We start from the raw sequence: 16,123 nt of genomic DNA on the forward strand, positions 1-16,123 counted from the left end.
AAGCCGGTTCTCAGCAAACCGTTAGCGAATCGCAACCACGATGCCGGCGATTGCCACCCACCCTACTGTTTTTCCATCCGCGTGATGACGGAGTCCATCCCTTCGGAGAAAAAGTCGAACGCCACTTGATCGCCTTTTTCCAGCGTCTGGAGCTGATCAGGGTTTGCTCTGAAGCTCATCGTCATAGAAGGCCAGCCGAGCGCTTCGACCGGGCCATGAGCAATGGTGACCAGCCCCTTTTCCGGAATCACCTTTTTGACCGTACCGCTAGCCGTCACGGTATTTCTGCCCGTTTCCTGGCTGGCTGGCGCATCCATATACTTGTTATTCATCGGCAGTCCGTTCGTGGATTGCTGGTCGGCGGCATAGGCCGTTGGCATCAGCAGCAGTGCCGCAAAGGTAATGAGCTTGATGTTCATGGCTGTTCTCCAGCGACGTTAGATGATGGGTGCGGGGTGGCATGAGACTGGCGGCGGCGCATCAGCAAGTAGGCTGCGGGCAGGACGAACAGGGAAAGCAAAGGTGCGGTAATCATTCCGCCAACCATGGGCGCGGCGATGCGGCTCATGATTTCGCTACCGGTTCCGCTACCCAACAGGATGGGCAACAGACCGGCAATGATGACGGCGACGGTCATGGCCTTCGGGCGCACGCGCTGCACAGCACCTTCGCGAATCGCCTCGAGCAGGACACCCTCACCTCGCGCGCCGGTGTTCAGGCGGTCGCGCCAGGCATTCGTCAAATACAGCAGCATGATGACGCCGAACTCCGCGGAAACCCCGGCAAGCGCAATGAAGCCGATCCCGGTGGCGACGGAAAGGTTGTAGCCCAGCAGATACAAGAACCAGACTCCACCGGTCAGGGCGAACGGCAAAGTGGCCATGATCAACATCGCCTCGCTAAAGCGGGAAAACGTCAGGTAGAGCAGAACGAAGATGATCAGCAAGGTGGCCGGCACTACCAGTTTCAGCTTGGCGTTGGCTCGTTCCATGAACTCGAACTGACCCGAATAGCTGATGCTCATGCCTGACTCGAGCTGAACACCCTCGCTGACCTTTTGCTTCAGATCGCGCACGACAGCAGCCATGTCGCGGCCGCGTACGTCGACATAAACCCAGCCCGACAGCCTGGCGTTTTCGCTTTTGAGCATCGGTGGGCCGTCGGCCACCTGGACCTTGGCCACCGTTCCCAAGGTGATCTGACTACCCTGCGGCGTGTAGATAGGCAGGTCGCGCAGATCCGTCAGCGAGTCGCGCCACTCTCGACCGTAGCGAAGGTTGATCGGATACCGCGCAAGCCCTTCGACAGTCTCACCGATGGTCTGGCCTCCGATGGCACCGGCCACGATCGACTGCACGTCCGCGATATTCAAGCCGTAGCGCGCCGCCGCGATGCGGTCGATATCCACATCGATATAGCGCCCTCCGGTCAGTCGCTCGGCCAGCGCCGAGCTGACTCCGGGCACTGTCTTGGCGATTTGCTCGATGGCCAGGGTAGCCTTGTCGATCTGCGCCAGTTCAGTGCCGTACACCTTCACGCCGATAGGGCTCTTGATACCTGTCGCCAGCATGTCGATGCGGTTACGGATCGGCGGGATCCACAGGTTGGCCAATCCAGGCACCCGCACCGTGCGGTCCAGCTCCTCCACCAGTTTTTCCGGCGTCATTCCTGCGCGCCACTGATCCTTCGGCTTGAACTGGATGGTCGTCTCGAACATTTCCAGCGGCGCGGGATCGGTAGCCGTGTCGGCTCGCCCAGCCTTGCCGAATACACGAGCGACCTCGGGAACCGTTTTGATGAGCCGGTCCGTCTGCTGCAACAGTTGGGAAGCCTTCTGCGCAGAGAGCCCCGGAAGCGCAGTGGGCATATAGAGCAGGTCACCTTCGTCCAACGGCGGCAGGAATTCACCGCCCAGTTGTGTGGCCGGCCACAGGCCGGTCAGAAAGATCAGGACAGCGATCAGCAATGTCGTTTTGGGCCAACGCAGCACCGCATTCAAGGCCGGCTTATAGGCCCAGATCAGCCCGCGGTTAAGCGGGTTACGGTGTTCATCAGGGATTCTGCCCCGTATCCAGTACCCCATCAGTACCGGGACCAGCGTGACAGATAGGCCAGCAGCCGCCGCCATTGCATAGGTTTTGGTGAATGCAAGCGGACCGAATAGTCGCCCTTCCTGCGCCTCCAGCGTGAACACTGGAATGAATGACAGCGTGATGATCAGCAGACTGAAGAACAAGGCCGGCCCAACCTCAACGGCCGCCTCGGTGATGACCTTCCAGTGCTCCTGACCTTTCAGATCTGACGAGGGGTTCCGCTTGTGCCAGACCTCGATGTGCTTGTGCGCATTTTCGATCATCACGATTGCCGCATCGACCATCGCCCCGATAGCAATGGCGATGCCCCCCAGGGACATGATGTTGGCGTTGATGCCTTGCCGCTGCATGATCACGAAGGCGATCAGGATGCCGACCGGCAAGGAAACGATTGCCACCAGCGACGAGCGCAAATGCCAAAGGAAAACAGCGCAAACCAGTGCAACGACGATGAATTCCTCGATGAGCTTGTGAGTGAGGTTTTCAACGGCACTGTCGATCAGTTTGCTGCGGTCGTAGGTCGTGACGATTTCAACACCCTTCGGCAAGCTGGCCTTTAGCTCGTCGAGCTTGGTCTGGACTGCAATGATGGTTTCCCGCGCGTTTTTGCCGCTGCGAAGAATGATGACCCCGCCCACGACCTCACCCTCACCGTCGAGTTCGGCAATGCCGCGGCGCATCTCGGGGCCGAGCTGGACGTGCGCAACCTCGCCGAGGGTCACGGGCACGCTGCCATCGAGACGCAGAGGAATGGCCCGAAAATCCCCCAGCGTCTGCAGATAGCCGGTGGCACGGACCATGAATTCGGTTTCCGCCAGTTCCAGAACACTGCCGCCGGTTTCACGGTTCGCCTCATCGATGGCCCGAGCGATCTGCTGCTGTGTCACACCTCGACTGGCCATGCGTACCGGGTCGAGTACTACCTGGTACTGCTTGACCATCCCGCCAATGGGGGCGACTTCCGCCACGTTGGGCAGTGTCTTGAGCTCATAGCGCAGGAACCAGTCCTGCAGTGACCGCAGCTGCGAGAGATCATGCGTGCCCGTACGATCCACCAGCACATACTGGTAGATCCAGCCAACGCCCGTGGCGTCGGGGCCCAGGGCGGGCTTGGCGGCGGCAGGCAATCGGCTTTGCACCTGGCTCAGGTATTCCAACACCCGCGAGCGGGCCCAATAGAGGTCCGTACCGTCTTCGAACAGGACGTACACGTAGCTGTCCCCGAAGAACGAGTAACCACGGACCGTCTTCGCACCCGGCACCGACAGCATCGTCGTCGTCAGTGGGTAGGTGACCTGGTTTTCGACGATCTGAGGGGCTTGCCCCGGATAGGGGGTGCGGATGATGACCTGAACGTCAGAAAGGTCAGGCAAAGCATCAACAGCGGTGTTCTTGACCGACCACACGCCCCAGGCCACCGCAAACAATGTGGCCAAGAGAATCAGAAATCGGTTGGCGACTGACCAGCGGATTATGGCTGCGATCATGGCTGGCCCCCGAGCTTCACGATGCGCTCGATTACCAGGCCTTCATCACTTTCACGCACGCCGACACGGACACGGTTGCCCGACTGCAGGCCGGACAGCAACGAAGGATCGGCGACCGGAAAAGCCATCGTCATTCCCGGCATGTTCAATGTCTTGAACGGCCCATGCGACAAGCCAACCATGCCGTCCTTGAGACCGACAATGGTGCCTTCGGACTCGTGCAACACCAGTTCGGAAGCAGCGTCAGATTGCTCCAGGCTCTGCGCTATCACGCCCTGTAGATTGGCTTCCGAGTCGAGCAGGAATTGGCCGGACGCGACAACCGTCTGACCGGCGTCCAGCCCTTCAAGCACCTCGGTTCTGTCATCAAACTCCCGGCCGATACGCACTTCAACGGGACGGTAACGGCCTTCGCCCTCCGCCAACATGACCAATGCGCGTCGACCGGTGCGGATAACCGCCTCGGAAGGAATGACCAGGACCTGCTCGGCGTCGCGGTTCAAGGTCACCTGAGCGGTCATGCCGGGACGGAATCGCTGTTGTGGGTTAGGCAGCTCGACACGAACTCGCACGGTGCGGCTGTCCAGGTTGGCTTGTGGCAACACGGCCTGGATCCGCCCGCTTACATCTTCGCCGGCAAAGGCTGGCAGGCGCGCTGTGACCGTCTGCCCCTGGGCTAGATGACTGACCTGCGCCTCGGGCACTGCCACCTCTAGCCACACCTTGCTCAGCCCATTCACGCGCGCCAGGGGCGCGCCGGCAGGTATGGTCATGCCCTCGCGAATGTCGAGGCTGCTTAACACGCCGCTGAGCGGGCTGGTGACGGTCCAGACCGGACGAGACTTACCGCTCCGTTGCAGCTGAGCAATGACATCTACCGGCATGCCGGCAAGGCGTAACCGCTGCTGAGCCGCCGCCAGCAGCTGGGGTTCGCCGAGGTCTTTGAGCGCCAGATACTCTTCCTGGGCCGCTGCCCACCCCGGGATAAGCAGATCGGCCAGCGGCGCCCCTTTCTCGATGACATCCTCAGGCGCACGGTCGTAGACGCGCTCGACGAAACCCCCGGCGCGCGCCTGCACCACCGCCACGTGGCGCTCGTCAAAGGTCAACGCGCCTGTGGCTTCAAGCGATTGGCTGATCGGCTCACGCACGGCGGTCGCCAGACGGATGCCTAAATTCTGCGTTACGCTCGGGTCGATATTTATCGAGGCCCCGTTGCTGCCTTCATCGGCATAGCGCGGGACCAAATCCATGTCCATGAAAGGCGATTTGCCTGGTTTATCGAACTTCTGCTGGGGAACCATCGGGTCGTACCAGTAGAGCACCACCTTGCCCTCGTCAGCAGGGGCTTGCGCGGAGGCTAAGGCGGACAAGGTGATTGCAGTGGTCGCGCCGATCACCAGGCTGAGGACGAGGGCCAGCTGCTTTGTCTGGAAGCTCATGGTCGGGTATCTCCAAAGGCGAAATGCAGGCGGGCGTTGCTCAGCGCGAGGTCTCGAGACGTGTCGATGCGGCGCAGACGGGTCTCGACAAGCTGGCGCCGCGCATCAATCACGGCGGTCAGTTCGCCTTTCCCCGAGCGGTAGTCGGCCATGGCAAGCTCGACCTTTTGTTCAGCGAGCGGCTGCAGGGTCTGCTCTAGGCGATCCAGTACCCGCGTCAATCGCTGGTATTCAGCCAGATCGGTGGTCAGTTGCTGGTCATGCATGCGCAGCGTGTCTTGCCGCTGAGCCTCGACCTGCGCAAGCCGCGCCCGCTCGGCGGCGATTTTTGGGTCCTGCCGCGAGCCGGCGAACACGGGCAGGTCGAAGCTAACGCTGAGATTGACCATGTCGCCGTATTCCCGACCACGACGCAGGTAATCGACGCCCCAGCTCCAGTCCGGGGTTTTCTCGGCAACAGCCTGGCGGATCCTGGCCTCTGCCTCGCGCGTCATCGGATCGAATGCGAGCAGTGTCGGGTGGCTGTTGAGGTTGTTCTGATAATGCTCGACGTCGGCATGCCACCGCGGCCAGTCACCGGTCAGCGGCTGGCCTGCCGAAGCGCCTACCCACCGGCGCAGATCGGCCCGGGCAACGGCCTGGTTGCGCAGCAGTTCATCCTCCTGCTCTGCGAGCAAGGCGGCTTCCTGCTTGGGTAGCACACCGTCCGCGATTTGGCCGCGGCCGCCTGCTATGCGCGCCTGAACGGCTTTGGAAAAAAGCTTATTCTCGCCGTAGAGCTGCTTGAACAGACTCAGTTTTTGCTCGACTGCGAAGCGAGCGATCCATGCCTCGGCGGTCGCTTGCCGAACGCTGAGACGCTCCATAGTTTGCTGGACGCCTGCGAGCGCAACGCCGGCCTGCGCAGCCTCGACACGGGCCTGCCGCTTCGCTCGATTCGGTACCTCCTGCATGACCCCAACCATTTGCATGGTCATGGCCTCTTCGCCCAGCCGCCAGCGTGTGTCGCCTTCGATAGGTACGTTTTGCAGCCCAAGTTTGAGCTTTGGGTCGGGAAGCTCGCCTGCCGGAATCGCGGCACTGCGAGCAGCTTGTAGGCTGGCGGCTTGCGCGACCAACGAAGGCGCCTGTTGCTCGGCCAGACTTAGGGCCTCTTCCAGCGTCAGAGCTGGCACAGACCCGGGGAACGAGAATGCGCCCATGATCAGGGCCGCCACGTGGTGGGGCGCCCAGCAAATGAGGGGTTTCATCGAAATGGATTCCTGATCTTCCATGCGGGCCAAAGGGCACGCGGCAGTCAGCCCGAATGCTCACATTCGGACGGATTTCTAGAATTTGATCGGAATCAGACGCGGGGTGGGTGCCAGACGGCATCCAGAAGACGGGAAGGCATCAGGTCGTTATAGGGTGCGGACACAGGCTTGGCTGCCGGGATCACATTCGCCTTCACAGCAACAATCTGAAGGAGGCTGGCGGTTTTGCATTCCTGTCCGGTCTTACACAGGGTTGCTTTGCCTTGATCGCGCCCCGTGTGGCAATCATCCTCGGCACCGTCCATGCCGACTATTCCATCCATGTGCTCTATATCAGCCATCGCGTGATGCACTGACGATCCCGCCGGCATGAGCAGTTGCGCCATCCCATTGATCGGAAGCGTAAGTGCCAGCAGCAGGATAAGGAAGGAGCGCATGTTAACGGTCATGGGCTTAAGCCTAAGCGGCAGCGCATAAGCGATCAATAAGACAATCGGTCGCGGCGCACGCTGGTGATAGCAAACAAGCTGTGCCCGAAGCCTGAGCATGATCGAGGGCGACACGCGCCGGGTCTCAGCTGGCTTCGCCGCTATGACAGGTCCGCGTCGCAGAGCCGTTTCGATACTGGGAGGAGGCAACTCGACCAAAGCGGCACCAACATCAGCTGGTGCCCTTATGGTGCTCTCGAACGGCCATCAAGCAAACCGATTGATAGATTCGGCAACCGGAGCCGGTTGCCGTTTCGGCAGTTACTCGGTGGTGCTCAGCACTCCGCGTTGGATCTGATCACGCTCGATGGATTCGAACAGCGCCTTGAAGTTGCCTTCGCCAAACCCACTGTCACCCTTGCGCTGGATGAACTCGAAGAATACCGGGCCCAACACCGTGCCAGAGAAGATCTGCAGCAGCAGACGCTGCTCGCCGTCCTCCTCAGCGCCATCGAGCAGGATGCCCCGCGACTTGAGTTCTTCCACAGGTTCACCGTGGTTGGGCAACCGCTCTTCAAGCATCTGGTAATAGGTTTCCGGCGGTGCGGTCATGAAGACTGTGCCGCCAGCCTTCAGCTTGTCCCAGGTTTCAATCAGGTTGTCGGTCAGGAAGGCGACGTGCTGAATGCCCTCGCCGTTGAACTGCATGAGGAATTCCTCGATCTGCCCCGCGCCCTTCGACGACTCTTCGTTGAGCGGGATGCGGATCATGCCGTCCGGGGCAGTCATGGCCTTCGACGTCAGGCCGGTGTACTCACCCTTGATGTCGAAGTAGCGGATTTCACGGAAGTTGAACAGCTTCTCGTAGAAGTCCGCCCAATAGGCCATACGGCCGCGGTACACGTTGTGGGTCAGGTGATCGATGAGCTTCAGGCCCGCTCCGACTGGATGACGCTCGACGCCTTCGAGGAATACGAAATCGATGTCATAGATCGAGCTGCCCTCACCAAAGCGGTCGATCAGATACAGCGGCGCGCCGCCAATGCCCTTGATCGCTGGCAGGCGCAGTTCCATCGGGCCGGTCGGCAGCTCGATGGCTTGCGCACCCAATTCCAGGGCGCGTGAGTAGGCCTTCTGTGCATCCTTTACGCGGAATGCCATGCCGCACACGGACGGTCCGTGCTCAGCCGCAAAATAGGCTGGAAGACCCGTTGCCTCGCGATTGACGATGGCGTTGATTTCGCCCTGACGGTACAGGGCCACGTCCTTCGAACGATGGTTGGCCACATGGGTAAAGCCCATGCTTTCCAGCACGGGCTCGATAACGTTCGGGGTGGGCGAGGCAAATTCGATGAACTCGAAGCCCATGAGGCCCATTGGGTTTTCAAACAGGTCGGCCATGATTGGCTCCTTGGAATAACGGTACGTTTGGAGGTTGACGTTATGCGGAGGTCAACCCGGTGGCGCACAGGAAATCCCACGGACACTGCGACCCAGATGGTCGCCCAGCGTCAATCGAAAGCCCAAAATCTTCATTTCAACGGCTCATTCGTGTATCAGCCCTACCCCGCGCGCTGCGCTTTGGCTGGATTGGCCGACGTGTATCCCCAGCCGCCAATCGGCCAACCGAAGCGATCAGGTTCACCCAGCGGGTAGACGCCTGAGTTCTATGGTGACGAGCGGGCTCGATGAAACGGAAGAAAACTGAAGAATCCATATTCGTTGCCATGGCTGCGTGCAAGGCGCGCCGCCTCTGCGCAGCGCTCTATTATTTTTTTGCGTAATTCGATTACGTTTAGCGAAATCTGCGGGACCCTTGCCCAACTGTCAAGCCTTGTGTCGGACCGCTCATCTCCAGTCTCGAACGATTTCCCCTATATTGCTGCCGAACCTAAGACCAACGAAACGAGCCATAGCACCACAGCACAGGCTAGCCAGGCAGCGCAGCCTCTCGGAGCCGCATCGGCGCCTCCTGGCTCCGTTATCGCCCTCACCGGGCATCACGTTCAATGGCTGATAGCTATTAAAGGAATGACTATGAATCGACTATTCGACAAGAACGCCCCACAAAATGTGCATGGCTGGGAGCGCGGCGCCTCGGTGGCGGGCGGGCTGGTGATGCTGGGCCGAGGTTTGCGGCGCGGCGGTGTCACCGGTCTGCTGCAGCTCGCAATGGGTGGCATGGCTCTGGCTCGAGGTATCAGCGGCCGCTGCGAGGCAAAACGTATTCTCACAGCAACCGAGCAGCCGCCACTTCAGGCCTCTCCTGACAAGCAGCGCTACAGTCACATGCCATTGGACTCGGAAGTGCACAGCCCCGATTTCGCCGAGCCAGGTGTGACCCTTCCGGACACCACGCCGATGGGCCACGAGACGCATCCGGGCGAGCGCCGTGGCAGCTCTTGAAAGAGTGCGACCACCGAACTCCCACCCGGTGCAGCGGTTGAGCTTTCGCTGCTGCAGTCGGTCGAAAGCGCGTGTTTGCGTTGAGTTTGTGACACTTTAAAAATCGGTACCAATTTGCCGTCTGGCGGTTAATTGCACCTCCGCCGAATGGCAATTGTCGGTGCTATGACGCCGTGCTATCTATGCGACGTATTTTTGTCACACCCCTGTGACATAAGGAGACGTTCATGGATTTCATCAAGGCAGATAACGAAAGCACGAATCACTGGGGAGTTGTTTACTCCTATGGCAGCGTGCTGACGGTTTTCGACAACGAGCAGGATGCTCGAACAGAGGCCAGCGGATTCGGGGGTGCGGTGGTGCGCTTGGCGTGCAACCTTTGGAACACTCTCAATATGACCGCCGAAGTCAGCCCGCGCCCAGACTCAGCCGTGTAAGTCAGCCGATCAAGCCAGCAGGGTAAAACCATCCCCGTCGTCGGCCGACTTATCGTCGACCAACGGCGCGGACGCTGCGTTTGGCAAAGGCGAGATTGTTGCGCGAGATTCGTGGTGATATGGGACAAGGCCGGTCCCGGTCCGCTGAAACTCCACGAAACCGTATCCGTCGGCCCACACCTCCGCCTCGTCCCGGGCTCTCACGGCAGGGCCTGACACAACATCGCTGGCTGAACTTTTGTTTGAACCTGCTGCAGCACTTGTTGCTGTTGCTGGAAAATGATATCCAGCACCCGACTTGGCTGAACCTCAATGTCGTCGAAGGTGATCAGCTGCCCAGGTTCCACCGATCGTTTGAGAACCGTGTTGCGCAACAGGCCAATAGGTACGTGGTCAAGCTCATCGGCAAGCTTCACCGCTTCGCCGCGAACGTCGAATCCGCCTATGCCTCGGGCGATCACTTCTCCCGGCTTCATAGTGCGTTTGGCTATTGCCGCGACACCCAGGGTGGGCGAGACAGAATTGTTTAGCAGCACGCCACCACCGGCTAATACACGGCGTACTGTCTTGCCAACTTCGAGCGAGCACAGGTGGAACGGGCGGGTTAGCACGTAATAGGGACCCGGGCCCAGCTTGAAGTATTCGATTGCCTGCGCCTGCATTTCATCGTGCCTGCACACCAGAAATACGCCGCCGGCCGAATAACCGTTGGGCAGAACGTAGTCGACGATCGGCTGGCCGGCGTCCTCGGCAATCAGGCCAAGAGCGTTGCCACTGACATTGAGATCGGTTGAGGCCAACCCCTCCAGGCCGCGCCGGGTGATGGTCGCGCCAAACCCGTTGCCGACCACGACCTGCTCGATCTGCACCTTGGTGCCATCGGTGAAAGACGTGGTCTGCTCAATGCTGATGCCCTGGCGCTTGGACCAGTAAGCCATGTCTTCAGGACTGGGATTGTGGTTCAGGTACCCCTTCATGTTGCCGTACACGAGTGGCTGAAAGCCCATCTGCAAGGCCTCTTCGCGCAGCGCGGCGAGCGAGCCTGGCTGATCCCCTTCGGCTTCGGTCAAGAATCCCTTGCCCGATAGGTAGGACCCAGTGGTGACCTGAAGCTCGGCATTGATGGTAACGACTGGCACCCCTGCCTCGAAGGCACGCTCGATCACTTCGGTACCAAAAAACACATCACCCGTGCATTCAACGATCACATCCGAGTTCGCAATGAGATCGTCAATGGAGTTGGTCAGTACCTCGGCCAGCGGGAAACTACTCAGTGTTCCGACGTTTCTGCGGGTCAACACGCGGCTTATTCGCAGATCGCTGTAGTGCTGCATGATCAGACGAACGAAACAGTGCGAGATCATCCCTGTACCTGAAACACCAACTCTTTTAATCGCTGCGTCTGTCATGGCGACATCCCTTCGAAAAAGTCCTGACCGTCGGACCGTAATATTTAGAAAAGGTTTTCTTTTGTGATGCGAGTCTAGTCGCCGGCGACCGAGCGTCTGGAGGTGGACAGCTGTGCAGGTCGTTCCTTGATGCAGAACGGATAAGCTCTGAACGGGACCCGGCTTGGCGAAGGCCCGAACGGCACCACCGGCATATCGCTGATTCGACGAATCACATGACGCAACTCATCGCGCCAGTGCTTGGGTCGAATGCCGAAAGTTTCCTCAATGAGCGAACAATCGAGCACCGACCAAGCAGGTCGCATCGCAGCCCGAGGCAGGCTCGAACTAGGTACCGGAAGTACACGAGGCGCGGTATCGATCAACCCGGCCGACTCGGCTTCCTGGAAGATCTGGGTGGCAAATTCGGCCCAGCTGCAAGGTGAAGCGCCGCTGTAGTGATACAGCCCCCACTCCAGGTCACCGTCACGGCAATAGCGCAAGGCCAGTTCAATCAGGACGCGTGCAACGCTACGGGCCCGGGTCGGGCACCCTATCTGATCACTGACAACAGAAACTTCCTCTGTCTTGTTGCTCAGGTTGAGCATCGTTTTTACGAAATTGTTTCCGCGCTCCCCATAAATCCAGCTGGTACGCAGAATGAGGTAGCGATCCAACGTCTGGCTGATCGCCACCTCGCCCGCGCGACGGGTGGAGCCGTATACGCTGTTGGGCGTCGGCTGATCCGTCTCACGGTAAGGTTTGTCAGCATCACCGGAGAAGACGTATTCGCTCGACAGATGGAACAAGGGAATATTGAACTGCCGGGCGGCGGCAGCCAGGTTGGCTACACCATCTCGATTCACTGCTTGCGCCTGGGCCACCTCGGCTTCGGCGTGATCGAGATTGGTGTAGGCCGCAGCGTTGATGATCAGCGCCGGTTTGTGACGATCTATGGCCTCGCACACCTGCTCCGCATTGGTGATGTCCAACGCCTGGCGAGACAGGCCTATGGCTTCCAAGCCGAAGCTCGCGGCCTGATTGATCAGGCAGTAGCCGACCTGCCCTTCAGCGCCGCAAACCAAAATCCGCAGGTTGGATTGCCGCTCTTCAGCTGGTTTTTCGGCGCAACTATCCACTGAATGGGCGGCGTCCGGCGGCGAGGTTGCTTCACTTGCAAGGTCTGACCGCTTTGGGAGCAACTCACGCACGGTCACCCCCAGCGCCTCAACCGGCGCATCGGCCGACTCAGCGGACGGCGAGAAGCTGAGACTTTCAACCAGACCGGAAAGAATGATGCGTGCTTTGGCGAACTGTCCTCGCAGAAGCATTGCCGCAACCAGGTTCAGACGCGAGGTATATAGGCCCACTACGCGGCGTTTGCGGAAGTATCGGCGTGCCACAAAAATTTCGTTTCGCACCAGATGCCGGTGCAGCGCAATCCGGCTGGGGTCAGGCTCGCGCAGGATATCGATCGTGCCGCTGGCGCGTCGCAAGTGCAGAACCCTGCTCGCGGCGACAAGGTAACCGGGCGTGTGCTGGCTGATACGCAAGGTAAACTCGGTGTCGTCCCCCCACATGAACATGGGGGCCAGGGGCAAACCGTGCTGAGCCAACGATTTTCGCGGCACCAGAATCGATACGTAGGTAGCGGGTCGCACCGGCACCACCCCGATATCCAGCAACGTAGGCCAGTTTTCGTAATCGATGGCGTTGGTACGCTCATCGATTCGCGGCACGTTGGTCAGCAACCCCGCCTCGGTAAAGGCCATCGATAACAGGAAAGCACGGGGCTGTTTGCGCTCAGCGAGTCGCTGATCCGCCTCAAGCAATTGTTCCAGCGCATCGGGTTCGGGAATGACGTCATCGTCCATCATCCAGACGAAGTCAGCTCCCTGCTGATAAGCGATGCGAAACCCGGCACTGAAACCACCTGATGCACCGGTGTTTTGGGACAGTACATAGACCTTGAGATTGGCGATGTTCGACTCGAGCAACATCTCCTCGGTCCCATCGTTGCTGGCGTTGTCGACCACGATAACGGCGTCGCAGGGGCGGCTCTGGGCACCGATTCCATCCAGACAGCGCTTAAGCAAATCCTTGCGTTTATAAGACAGTACGACGGCGTAGATCTTATCCATTGGCGCGCTCAGCAACATTAATAAAGGGGAAACTACGACCTGGTAGACGACTTGCTGACCTGGCGGCAGGGTGCGCTGCGCTGTGGAACAGCCTTGAGCCGCGACGCTCAGCTCTGACCTAAGAAGAGGAAAGGGGTTCAGTGAATTGCAACAAGATGTGGCCCGCCGCAGGCCCCCGGCTGGCTTGAGTGAAGTACGTCCCTATGCACCGCCATTCCTAACGCCCGGCGTGGTGCGAACTACCTTAGCTGGATCAATGACAGGCCATCCGAAGCGGCCCTTCACGGGCTGATTCGAACGACCTGCTGGAAGGCTCGATTGAATGCCCGAACTCGCCGTGCCCGCCCTGTTCACATGAATAAGTCACCAAAACGGAGAAGCAGAATGCATAGACCTCTATCAGCATTGATCAGTTTGGCGTTTGCTCTGCCTGCGTTCGCCCAGGAGCCGCTAGTTGTTACCCGCTTGAACGGTATGAACCTCGAGATTGAAGAACTCGGAGTGCCGGAGGCATCCTCGGACGACGTTGATCTGCGCGGCGTTCCAGCGATCAAGATAACCAATCGCAGCCCGGAAGTTGCGTCGTGCCAGTTCCATGCGCTGCCGGAAGAAACCGTGATGACGGCGACGCCAGCGATGTCGATAAGCCCAAACGAACAAGCCGTGGCGAGGGTACCCGGCAAATATTCGAGTGGAGGGCCCATTGCGTTGTTGGTGTGTCAGCCCGAGGGCGCTTAGTCGCATTGAGCCTGCACGACCATGGACCGTCTGCCTGGACGGCCCCAAACCACCAATCTGCCGAACAGGCAGATCAGGAGACTGTTATGAACAGATCCCTTCTAATGTCGTTGACGTTGGCCACTTTACTGGCGAGCGCCGCCCAACCGGCCCTGGCACAGTGGCCAGCTGGCACGCCGCAAGACGATACCGGGTCACGTCCAAGCCCAATGGGTACGCCCGCTCCGATGAAAAAGCTCGAAACCCACCACAACGATCAGGGGCAAATCGTCACGGAGGATGGCCGTGTCGTTAAAGGCCTGCCTGAGAACGACAGCGTGCCCAACCGCAACATGCATCGCACTGAGCAGGACACGGTGACAAAGGACCCGGCGCACTACTCCGCTACACCGGGAGAAATTGAATAGCAGCCAGGGTCTGGACACTATGTTCTCTGCCGCCTACAGATCCCGCCAAGACCGCGGCAATAGGCCGGGTGATACAACCATTCGGCCTTACCGGATAAGCGCGCCCGCGCAGCACCGACCCTGATCGTTCGCCTGGTTTTTCGCTGAGCGTTCTGGCAGTACCTCCCCTTCACTTTCTGGCGTGGCGTACAGCAATCGCGCTGGATGCTTCAATTGGCCACGGCACAGCCGTGGGTCGGTAACCGGCGCTTTGCCAGAACTCTGTCTGCTCACTGGTTACGAAATTAATGTCAGCGCCATCCTCTGGTGATGACTACCCGGAAATTTGCGGAGGAGAAGCAGCATGAACATCAAATGGCAAAAAACAGTCGGCGGTCTCGCTGTAGCGGCGGCCCTTGCAGGCGGCTCGGTCATGGCCTACGCAGCGGATATGGACTACAACGCCTGGGACGCCGACAGGTCCGGCTCCGTGGACTACAACGAGTGGGGTACTCGCTTCGATAACGATGGCATGTTTTCGCGCTGGGACGCGGACCGGGACGGGGTACTTACCAATGATGAGTATGGTCAGGGCGTGTACAACACCTACGACCGCGACAAGAGCGGCGACTGGAACGAAGACGAGTACAACCGGTTCCGCGAAGATTCTGAAAACGAAGGCTGGCTCGACCTCTGACGCCATGGTTCGAGCGTGCATTGCGGTGTAGCCGCTCCCTCACGGGGGCGGTTGTATCAAACCGTGGTTTCACCGCCAGCGAGATAGCAGGTCGCTGCCCATACGATGGAACGTCCCGCGCGAGACGAGCTCCCAATTTGATCCGCTGATCAAACATGGGAGAACCTCGATGCCACAGCAGTCGCAACTCAATCGCAGCATCCGCCTCGCTTCGCGTCCTCACGGTGCGCCCACGCCGGATAATTTCCACCTTGATAACGGTGCGGTCCCTACTCCCGACAACGGGGAGCTGTTGCTGCGTACGGTTTATCTCTCGCTTGATCCCTATATGCGCGGCCGCATGAGTGCCGGGCCTTCCTACGCGCCCCCCATGGAAGTGGGCGATGTGATGGTTGGCGGCACGGTTTGCCGGGTCGTCGAGTCACGTCACCCTGACTATCAGCCAGGTGACTGGGTCCTAAGCGGCAATGGCTGGCAGGACTATGCCCTGTCTGCCGGACAAGGGCTGATCAAGCTCGACCCTGATATGGCGCATCCGTCTCACGCGCTTGGTGTACTGGGCATGCCGGGTTTCACCGCTTACATGGGGCTTCTCGACATTGGCCAGCCGAAGGCCGGGGAGACGTTGGTGGTGGCAGCGGCCACCGGCCCCGTCGGCGCCACCGTCGGACAGATCGGCAAGCTGAAAGGCTGTCGCGTCGTGGGTATCGCTGGCGGCGCTGAAAAATGCCGGCATGCTGTCGAAACACTCGGCTTCGATGCCTGTGTCGATCACCGAGCCAATGATTTTCCGCAACAGCTGGCCCAACACTGCCAGGACGGCATTGACGTCTACTTCGAGAACGTCGGCGGTAAGGTGTTCGATGCGGTGCTGCCGCTGCTCAACACCTGCGCCCGGGTGCCGATCTGCGGCGTTGTAGCTCAGTACAACAGCACCGATCTGCCGGATGGCCCGGATCGCTTGCCACTGCTGCTCGACACCCTATTGAAGAAACGCATGCGCATGCAGGGCTTCATCATCTTTAATGATTACGGCCATCGCTATGACGAGTTTGCCCGCGACATGAGCGCCTGGTACTCCGAGGGCAAGATCAAATACCGCGAGCACGTCGTTCAAGGGTTGGAAAACGCACCGGAAGCATTCATTGGACTGCTCGAAGGGAAGAACTTCGGCAAGGTGGTGGTGCAGGTTGGAGAGGCGTGATCGGTTTCGTTTTTCGCGCCGTG

14 protein-coding genes are annotated in these 16,123 nt (G+C 59.6%); 6 read left to right on the forward strand and 8 right to left on the reverse strand.

The genetic code is table 11. The features are described from left to right. Window positions 1-62: 62 nt before the first annotated feature. From AAGW23_RS12355 to hppD, 6 genes are all read right to left on the reverse strand, one after another. On the reverse strand, window positions 63-419 hold the full coding sequence (locus tag AAGW23_RS12355) for a copper-binding protein (RefSeq protein WP_342406780.1): 357 nt from the start codon (window positions 417-419) through the stop codon (window positions 63-65). Beyond that, window positions 416-3,580 carry an efflux RND transporter permease subunit gene (locus tag AAGW23_RS12360; RefSeq protein ID WP_342406781.1) on the reverse strand — a complete coding sequence of 1,055 codons (3,165 nt, stop codon included), beginning with the start codon at window positions 3,578-3,580 and terminating at the stop codon, window positions 416-418. Before AAGW23_RS12360 ends, AAGW23_RS12355 begins: the two co-directional genes overlap by 4 nt. Then, the gene (locus tag AAGW23_RS12365) at window positions 3,577-5,022 is read right to left on the reverse strand and encodes an efflux RND transporter periplasmic adaptor subunit (RefSeq protein WP_342406782.1); all 1,446 of its coding nucleotides are present in this window, start codon (window positions 5,020-5,022) and stop codon (window positions 3,577-3,579) included. Before AAGW23_RS12365 ends, AAGW23_RS12360 begins: the two co-directional genes overlap by 4 nt. Further along, a complete protein-coding gene (locus AAGW23_RS12370; protein ID WP_342406783.1) occupies window positions 5,019-6,272 on the reverse strand; it encodes a TolC family protein in 1,254 nt (417 codons plus the stop codon). Before AAGW23_RS12370 ends, AAGW23_RS12365 begins: the two co-directional genes overlap by 4 nt. 95 nt (window positions 6,273-6,367) lie before the next feature. Next, on the reverse strand, window positions 6,368-6,724 hold the full coding sequence (locus tag AAGW23_RS12375; protein ID WP_342406784.1) for a hypothetical protein: 357 nt from the start codon (window positions 6,722-6,724) through the stop codon (window positions 6,368-6,370). A 300-nt stretch (window positions 6,725-7,024) separates the two neighbouring features. Then, window positions 7,025-8,104, reverse strand: a complete 1,080-nt coding sequence (gene hppD, locus AAGW23_RS12380; protein WP_342406785.1) for a 4-hydroxyphenylpyruvate dioxygenase — start codon at window positions 8,102-8,104, stop codon at window positions 7,025-7,027. A 636-nt stretch (window positions 8,105-8,740) separates the two neighbouring features. Here hppD and AAGW23_RS12385 point away from each other — a divergent pair. After that, entirely contained in the window at window positions 8,741-9,109 is a 369-nt protein-coding gene (locus AAGW23_RS12385) for a DUF2892 domain-containing protein (RefSeq protein WP_342406786.1), read from the forward strand. Window positions 9,110-9,336: 227 nt separating this feature from the next. Beyond that, window positions 9,337-9,546 (forward strand): hypothetical protein, encoded by a 210-nt coding sequence (locus AAGW23_RS12390; RefSeq protein WP_342406787.1) that lies wholly within the window; start codon window positions 9,337-9,339, stop codon window positions 9,544-9,546. Between the two features lie 200 nt (window positions 9,547-9,746). Here AAGW23_RS12390 and AAGW23_RS12395 read toward each other — a convergent pair whose 3' ends face one another. Further along, window positions 9,747-10,910 carry an NAD(P)-dependent oxidoreductase gene (locus tag AAGW23_RS12395; RefSeq protein ID WP_342406788.1) on the reverse strand — a complete coding sequence of 388 codons (1,164 nt, stop codon included), beginning with the start codon at window positions 10,908-10,910 and terminating at the stop codon, window positions 9,747-9,749. 119 nt (window positions 10,911-11,029) lie between these two features. Then, window positions 11,030-13,075: a dTDP-4-dehydrorhamnose reductase gene (rfbD, locus tag AAGW23_RS12400; RefSeq protein WP_342406789.1), complete on the reverse strand. Its 2,046-nt coding sequence runs from the start codon at window positions 13,073-13,075 to the stop codon at window positions 11,030-11,032. A gap of 384 nt (window positions 13,076-13,459) precedes the next feature. Here rfbD and AAGW23_RS12405 point away from each other — a divergent pair, with 384 nt between their 5' ends. The 4 genes from AAGW23_RS12405 to AAGW23_RS12420 all read left to right on the forward strand — a co-directional run bounded on the left by AAGW23_RS12405 (window position 13,460) and on the right by AAGW23_RS12420 (window position 16,100). After that, window positions 13,460-13,813: a hypothetical protein gene (locus AAGW23_RS12405; protein WP_342406790.1), complete on the forward strand. Its 354-nt coding sequence runs from the start codon at window positions 13,460-13,462 to the stop codon at window positions 13,811-13,813. 86 nt (window positions 13,814-13,899) lie between these two features. Then, window positions 13,900-14,220, forward strand: coding sequence for a hypothetical protein (locus AAGW23_RS12410; protein ID WP_342406791.1), 321 nt, complete (start codon window positions 13,900-13,902; stop codon window positions 14,218-14,220). A 343-nt stretch (window positions 14,221-14,563) separates the two neighbouring features. Beyond that, the gene (locus AAGW23_RS12415) at window positions 14,564-14,896 is read left to right on the forward strand and encodes a hypothetical protein (protein ID WP_342406792.1); all 333 of its coding nucleotides are present in this window, start codon (window positions 14,564-14,566) and stop codon (window positions 14,894-14,896) included. A gap of 169 nt (window positions 14,897-15,065) precedes the next feature. Then, a complete protein-coding gene (locus AAGW23_RS12420; RefSeq protein WP_342406793.1) occupies window positions 15,066-16,100 on the forward strand; it encodes an NADP-dependent oxidoreductase in 1,035 nt (344 codons plus the stop codon). Window positions 16,101-16,123 lie beyond the last annotated feature (23 nt).

It is taken from the genome of Stutzerimonas chloritidismutans (assembly GCF_038562055.1).
Taxonomy (GTDB): Bacteria; Pseudomonadota; Gammaproteobacteria; order Pseudomonadales; family Pseudomonadaceae; genus Stutzerimonas; species Stutzerimonas chloritidismutans_A.